This window comes from Corallococcus sp. AB018 (assembly GCF_003986945.1).
Lineage (GTDB): Bacteria > Myxococcota > Myxococcia > Myxococcales > Myxococcaceae > Corallococcus > Corallococcus exiguus.
The window spans coordinates 69,045-76,363 of record NZ_RAWR01000012.1 but is presented as its reverse complement, the minus strand read 5'-3'; the positions used below and the strand labels follow the sequence as shown (position 1 = coordinate 76,363).

The following is a 7,319-nucleotide window of genomic DNA, read 5'->3' as shown; positions in this document are numbered from 1 at the left end:
GCACGGGAGCCCGCTCGAGGTCGATCCAGTGGCGCTGCCGCTGGAAGGGATACGTAGGAAGGGTGACGCGCTGGCGCTGCTCGTCGGCGTGGAAGGCCCGCCAGTCCAGGGCCACGCCCCGGCGCCAGAGCTGGCCCGCGGCGGTCAGGAGGGCGCTCCAGTCCGCGGCATCGCCGGTGGACTCGCCCAGGGAGGCGAACACCCGCGAGCGCTGGTCGGCCGTGGCCTGCTGCCGCGCCAGCGTGGCGAGCGTCACGCGCGGGCCCACCTCCAACATCAGGTGGTCGCCCTTGTCCCAGAGCGTGCGCAGCGCGGGGGAGAAGCGGACCGTGTCGCGCAGGTGCCGCGCCCAGTACTCAGGGGACGTCGCCTCGGAGTCCTTCAGCCACGTGCCCGTCGCGGTGGAGACGATGGGGATGCGCGGTGCGGACAGGCGCATGCCCTTCACCGTCTCCAGGAAGGGCGCCACCGCGGCGTCCATCATGGGCGAGTGGAATGCGTGCGACGTCTGGAGCATCCGGCACGCGGTGCCCTCCGCCTCCAACGTGGCCTGCAGCCGCTGCACGGCCTCCGTGGGGCCGGACACCACGCACAGGCGGGGCCCGTTGTCCGACGCGATGGCCATTCCGTCCGTCAGCTTGGGAGCCACCGCTTCGGCGGACAGGCGCACCGACAGCATGCTGCCCGGCGCCTGCGCCTGCATGAGCTGGCCGCGCTTCGCCACCAGGTGCAGCGCGTCCTCCAGCGTGAAGACGCCCGCGAGGCACGCGGCGACGAACTCGCCCACGCTGTGGCCCACGAGCGCGCCCGGCCGCACGCCCCAGCTCCACCAGAGCTGCGCGAGCGCGTACTCCACCGTGAAGAGGGCCGCCTGCGCGAACGACGTCTGGCGCAGCGTCTCCGCGGCCTCGGGAGACTCCGGGTCCTTCGGGAAGAGCACCTCGCGCAGGTCGCGCCCGAGCAGCGGCTTGAGCACCTCCGCGCACGCATCCACCGTGGCGCGGAAGGCCGGCGCGTGGCGGTACAGCCCGTGCGCCATGTCTGGATGCTGCGAACCCTGTCCCGGGAAGAGGAACGCGACGGGCGGCGTGGACTCCAGCGCGGAGGCCTCCGGCTCGGCGGCCGTCAGCGCCCGCACCGCTTCCTCATGGGTGCCCGCCACCACGGCGCGGCGGAACGGGAACGCCTTGCGGCCCGTGGCCAGCGTGTGCGCCACGTCCGCGAGCGAATCCTCCGGATGCGCCTGGAGGTGCGCGGCCAGCCGCAGCGCCGCCTGCGTCACGGCCGCGGGCGTCTTCGCGGACAGCGTGAGGAGCTGGCGCGGCTTCGACGGGCCGGAGGCGGGACGCTCCGGGGCCTCCTCCACCACGACGTGCGCGTTGGTGCCGCCCACGCCGAACGAGCTCACCCCCGCGCGCAGGGGGCCCGTGCCCTCCGGCCACGCGGAGCGCTTCGCCTGCACGAAGAAGGGGCTGCGCGGGAAGTCGATTTTCGGGTTGGGCGTCTGGAAGTGCAGCGTCGGCGGCAGCTCGCGGTGCTTCAGCGAGAGCACGGTCTTCAAGAGGCCCGCCACGCCCGCCGCGGCGGTCAGGTGGCCGAAGTTGCTCTTCACCGAACCGATGGCGCAGAAGCCCGTGTCGGAAGTGTGCGCGCGGAACGCCTGCGACAGCGCCTCCACCTCGATGGGGTCGCCCAGCGGCGTCGCCGTGCCGTGCGCCTCCACGTAGCGGATGGTGCGCGGGTCGATGCCCGCGTTCGCGTGCGCCGTGGCGATGGCGGTGGCCTGTCCCTCCACGCCCGGCGCCGCGAAGCTCACCTTGGCCGCGCCGTCGTTGTTGATGCCCACGCCGCGCAGGACGGCGTGGATGACGTCGCCGTCCGCCTGCGCGTCCGACAGGCGCTTGAGCACCACCGCGCCCAGGCCGTCGCTGAAGAGGGTGCCGGTGGCGTTCGCGTCGAAGGGGCGGCAGTGCCCGTCCTGGGAGAGCATGCCGCCCTCCTGGTACAGGTGACCGGACTTCTGCGGCACCGTCACGGACGCGCCGCCCGCCAGCGCCACGTCGCACTGGTGCGTCTGGAGCGCCCAGAAGGCCTGCGCTACAGCGACGAGCGACGTGGAGCACGCGGTGTTGAGCGACAGCGCGGGCCCGCGCAGGTCCAGCTTGTGCGCGACGCGGGTCGCCACGTAGTCCTTCTCGTTGGCCACCATCGCCTGGAAGGCGCCCACCCGGCCCACGATGTCCTGCCGGGGCAGCACGTGCAGCGGCTGGTAGCTGTTGTTGTGCGTGCCCGCGAAGACGCCGACGAGGCCGGGGTACGTCTCCGGCACGCAGCCGGCGGACTCCAGCGCCTCCCACGCCGTCTCCAGGAACAGGCGCTGCTGCGGATCCATCACCTGCGCTTCCTTCGGCATGATGCCGAAGAAGGCCGCGTCGAACAGCTCCACGCCCTCCAGGGTACCGCGCGCCCGCACGTACTCGGGGGCGTCGCGCTCGGCGGCGGGCACGGACGGGTCCACCTCCTCGCGCGTGAAGGTGGCGACGGACTCCACGCCGCCCACCAGGTTCTTCCAGAACGTCTCGATGTCGGGCGCGCCCGGGAAGCGGCCCGCCATGCCGATGATGGCCACCGGCTCCGCGCCACCCGCCGCCTGCTGACGCTTCGCCTGCCGCGCCTCCGCCAGCTGCTTGAGCGACGGACGCGACGCATCCCCCGTCAGCACCGCCGCCAGCTGCGCCACCGTGGGGGACTGGAACAGTTGGACGATGGGGATCTCCAGCCCATGCGCCTGCCGCAGCCGCGCCACGCACTGGAGCGCGAGCAGCGAGTTGCCACCCAGCTCGAAGAAGCTGTCGTGCACGCCCACCCGGTCGATGCGGAGCAGCTGCGCCCACGCGTCCGCGAGCGTGCGCTCCAGCGGCGAGCGCGGCGCGACGAACGCCTGCTGCAGCTCCGGCCGCGTGGGCAGCGGGGCGGGCAGGCTCCGGCGATCAATCTTGCCGCTGGGCGTGCGAGGCAGGGCGTCCATCACCACGAACGCGGAGGGCACCATGTAGTCCGGCACCCGCGTGGACAGGTGGCGCCGCAGCGTCCCGGCCGCGTGCTCCAGCGTGCCGTCCGGGACGACGTAGGCCACCAGCCGCTTGTCGCCGGGCACGTCCTCGCGCGCCACCACCGCCACCTGCTTCACCGCGGGGTGGCTGCCCAGCGCGACTTCAATCTCGCCCAGCTCGATGCGGTAGCCGCGCACCTTCACCTGGCCGTCGATGCGGCCCAGGAACTCCACGTTGCCGTCCGGCAGCACGCGCGCCAGGTCGCCCGTCTTGTACGCGCGCTCACTGGTGCCGGGCTTGAGCGGATGCGGCACGAAGCGCTCCGCCGTCAGCGCCTCGCGGTGCAGGTAGCCCTTCGCCAGGCACACGCCCGCGAGGAACAGCTCGCCGGACCCACCCTGCGGCACGGGCTTCTTCTGCTCGTCCAGCACCAGCAGCTCGCAGCCGTCCACCGCCATGCCAATGGGCGGCAGCGCGGGCCACGTGTCGGGCGAGCCCCGGAGCACGTAGCTGGAGACGACGTGCGTCTCCGACGGGCCGTAGTGGTTGTGCAGCGAGCAGCCCGGCAGCGCGGCGAAGAACGCGCGCAGGTGGTGCGTCACCTGGAGCTGTTCGCCCGCGGTGACGACCTCGCGCAGGGTGGGCGGCACCTTCTGGTGCGAGGTGGCGATCTCCGCCAGGTTCTGCAGCGCGATGAAGGGCAGGAACAGCCGCTCCACGCGCTCGTCCGCCAACAGCTGCAACAGCAGCACGGCGTCCAGCCGCAGCGCGTCCCGCACCAGCACCAGCGTTCCGCCGGAGCACCAGGTGCCGAACAGCTCCTGGAACGACACGTCGAAGGACAGCGGGGAGAACTGCAGCGTGCGCGTGCCCGGCCCCGCGATGGACTGCCCCAGCTGCCACGCGATGAGGTTGGCGAGCGGCCGGTGTCCCATGGCCACGCCCTTGGGCGTGCCCGTGGAGCCGGACGTGTAGATGGCGTACGCCAGCCCCTCCAGGCTGGACGCGTCCACCGGCGATGCCGGGGCCTCCGGGGCGAAGAGGGCAGGGGATTCATCCAGGCACAGCACCGGGCCCGCGAAGGCAGGCAGCCCCGCGCGCAGCTTCGCCTGGGTGAGCAGCACCGGCGCCTTCGCGTCCTCCAACATGAAAGCCAGACGTGGCGCGGGATAGGCCGGGTCCAATGGCAGATACGCGCCGCCTGCCTTGAGCACGGCCAGCACCGCCACCACCATCTCCACCGAGCGCTCCAGGCACACGCCCACGAGCACGTCCGTGGTGACGCCCAGGCCCCGCAGGTGGTGCGCGAGCTGGTTGGAGCGACGGTCCAGCGCCGCGTACGTCAGCCCCGCGCCTTCGAACCGGACCGCCTCGGCGTCAGGCGTCCGGGACGCCTGCGCGGTGAAACGCGCCACCACTGTCTGCATGAGCGCTGCGTCCACGGACTTATCCCCCGGGTCCATCAGACCGTCAGGTACCGAGCGTTTGAGATTGAAGAGAATGGGAAAGACGGGCCAATCCGGGCACGCAGCATGCCATGCCTGGAAAGGAATGATCGCGTCTGGGCAGATTCCTTACATCCGGCCGACCCCTCGGCCGCTCCCCAGCCGCCACATTCAGAGAAAGCGCGAGAAGAACGCCAACACCCTGCGTGGATATTCTTCGGGAGAGGCCTGGAGGTAGCTTTCGTGCCCCGCACCCGGCACGCGCCACTTCTCCCACGGGCCTTGACCCTGGCGAAGCAGGTTTTCCAGGGCTGCGTCCGGCACCCATGGATCCGAATCGCCCGCCACCAGCAGGACGGGGCGACCCGCGAGCGCGGCCATGTCCCGCGCGGGTTGCACGGCGTTCACGTCCACGCCCGCGCGCTTCATCACCCCCAGCGCCGGCCACAGGCCCAGGGGTCCCCAGTGTCCCAGCTCGTCCTGGAGCGCCTGCGCGGGCGCCACGGCCGCGGCCTCCACCACCACGGCCTTGATGCGCGGATCCTCCGCCGCGGCCTTCAACACCGAATAGCCCCCCAGGGAGAACCCGAGCGCACCGATGCGCTTCGCGTCCACCTCTGGCTGGAGCGCGGCGAAGTCCACCGCCGCCCGCACCTGGGTCGCCTCGCGGTCGCCATAGGTGGACACGGTTCCGCTGCTCTCGCCGTGCGCGCCCAGGTCGAAGAGCACCAGCCCGTACCCGGCCCGGGCCAGGAACCGCGCCTCGGGCAACAGCTGCGTGCGGTTGCCTGACAGCCCATGGACCAGGACGACGAGCGCCCCGTCGCGCGGAGGCAGGTACCAGCCCTTGAGCTGGAGGCCGTCGCGGTCCTGGAACGCCACGTCGCGCAGGCCGGCGAACTCCGCTTCCTGGGGAGGACTGCCCACTGGTTGCCGGGGCGGGTGCACCTCCTGGGAGATGTATCGCGCGCTGCGCACCGCGACCCAGGCGGCCATCGCCAGCAGGGCCACGCCTCCCAGCAGAAGCCCGGCGACGAGCGGACGCTTCACGCGGACTCCCGGGCCACCCAGGCGTCGAGCTTCGCCTCGAGCACGTCCAGCGGCAGCGAGCCCGTCAGCAGCACCTCGTCGTGGAAGGCCTTCACGTCGAAGCGCGTCCCCAGCGCGGCCTCTGCCTTGTCTCGCAGCGCGCGGATGCGCAGCTGGCCGACCTTGTACGCCAGCGCCTGCCCGGGCCACGCGATGTAGCGGTCCACCTCGTTGGTGACGTCCAGCTCCTGGCGCGGCGCGTTCTCCATGAAGAAGTCCAGCGCCTGCTTCCGCGTCCAACGCTTCGCGTGCAGGCCGGTGTCCACCACCAGCCGCACCGCGCGCCACATCTCGTAGGCCAGCTGGCCGAACTTGTCGTGCGGGTCGTCGTACAGGCCCAGCTCGTCGCCCAGGGACTCGCTGTACAGCGCCCAGCCTTCATCGAAGGCCACGTAGGACGTGAAGCGGCGGAAGGCCGGCACGTCCGTCTGCTCGTTGGCGAGGCACACCTGGAAGTGGTGGCCGGGCACGGCCTCGTGCAGCGTCAGGGGCACCATCTCCCAGACGGGCCGCGTCTCCGGCCGGTAGAGGTTCACCTGGAAGGTGCCCGGGCGCGAGCCGTCCGCGGCGGCCGGGAAGTAGAAGCCCGTCGTCACGTCCGGGGCCATGGCCTCCGCGATGGGTTCGACCACGTAGGGGGTCTTCGGCATCGTCCGGAACAGCCGCGGGAGCAGCGGATCAATGCGGCGGGCCAGCGTCCGGTAGCGCGCGAGCAGCGACTCGCCCGTGGGTTCGTAGAAGCGCGTCTCCGTGCGCAGCGTGTCGAAGAAGCCCTGGAGCGTGCCGGTGAAGCCCGTGCGCGCCATCACCGCGTCCATCGCCGCGCGCAGCCGCTGGACCTCCGTCAGGCCCACCGCGTGGATCTCCTCCGGCGTCATCCGCGTCGTCGTGTGCCGGCGCGCGAGCACCGTGTACATCGCTTCACCGTCCGGGAACTGCCACACGCCCACCGTCTCCGGCGCGGCGGGCAGGTACTCCGTGGTGACGAAGTCCAGGGCGCGCTTCAGCGCCGGCACCACGGTGTTCCCGATGGCGTCGCGGCCCGCCTGCGCAAGCCTCCGCGCGTCCTCCGGCGTGAAGTCCTTGGGCATGCGGGTGAAGGGACTGAAGAAGCCGCTCTTTGTCGGATCCTTCACGACCTGTCGCTCCAACTGCGGCGGGATGCGCTGGAGCACGATGCGCGGGTGGATGCGGTGCTGGCGCATTCCCTCGCGCATCAGCGCCACCACCTGATCCGCGTAGGCGCCGAAGCCCTCCAGCCGCTTCACCCAGTCCTCGTAGTCCCGCACCGTCTCGAAGCGCAGGGTGTCCGCGAGCTGGTACGCCGTCTGGAGCCCCGGCGGCTGCTTGAGCCCCTCCGGCAGGCCTCCCATCTGGTTGAGGGGCAGGAGGTGACTCTTCACCCCGTACTCTTCCAGCCACGTCTCGTGCATCCGGCGGAAGAGGTCCAGGTGCAGCCGGTCCGCGTCGTTGTCCAGCGCGGCGCGGTCCACGTCCTGGAGCCTGCGCAGCACGGCGTGGCTGTGCTGGTGATCCGCTTCCAGCGCCGTGAGGCTCAGGTCATCCCAGCGGTCATTCCAGCGCCGGTCCCCCAGGAGCGACGCGTAGGTGGGGTACTGCTGGAGCGAGTACTGCCACTCCGCTTCCAGCAGGGTGTGCAGCGAAGCGGACGCGACGCCGCGCTGGGGGACGGACTGGGATGACATGGACGGACTCCGGCTTGGAAACCGCG

At 71.7% G+C, this 7,319-nt stretch carries 3 protein-coding genes; all 3 read right to left on the bottom strand.

The window, feature by feature from the left end; genetic code table 11:
* Window positions 1-4,495 (bottom strand): amino acid adenylation domain-containing protein (locus tag D7Y11_RS04740; RefSeq protein WP_158641891.1); only part of this gene is annotated, 4,495 nt, incomplete at its 3' end.
* A 174-nt stretch (window positions 4,496-4,669) separates the two neighbouring features.
* Window positions 4,670-5,548, bottom strand: coding sequence for an alpha/beta hydrolase (locus tag D7Y11_RS04735; protein ID WP_120579209.1), 879 nt, complete (start codon window positions 5,546-5,548; stop codon window positions 4,670-4,672).
* On the bottom strand, window positions 5,545-7,293 hold the full coding sequence (locus tag D7Y11_RS04730) for a DUF885 family protein (protein ID WP_126933125.1): 1,749 nt from the start codon (window positions 7,291-7,293) through the stop codon (window positions 5,545-5,547). The genes D7Y11_RS04735 and D7Y11_RS04730 overlap by 4 nt, the downstream gene beginning before the upstream one ends.
* Between the last annotated feature and the right edge of the window lie 26 nt (window positions 7,294-7,319).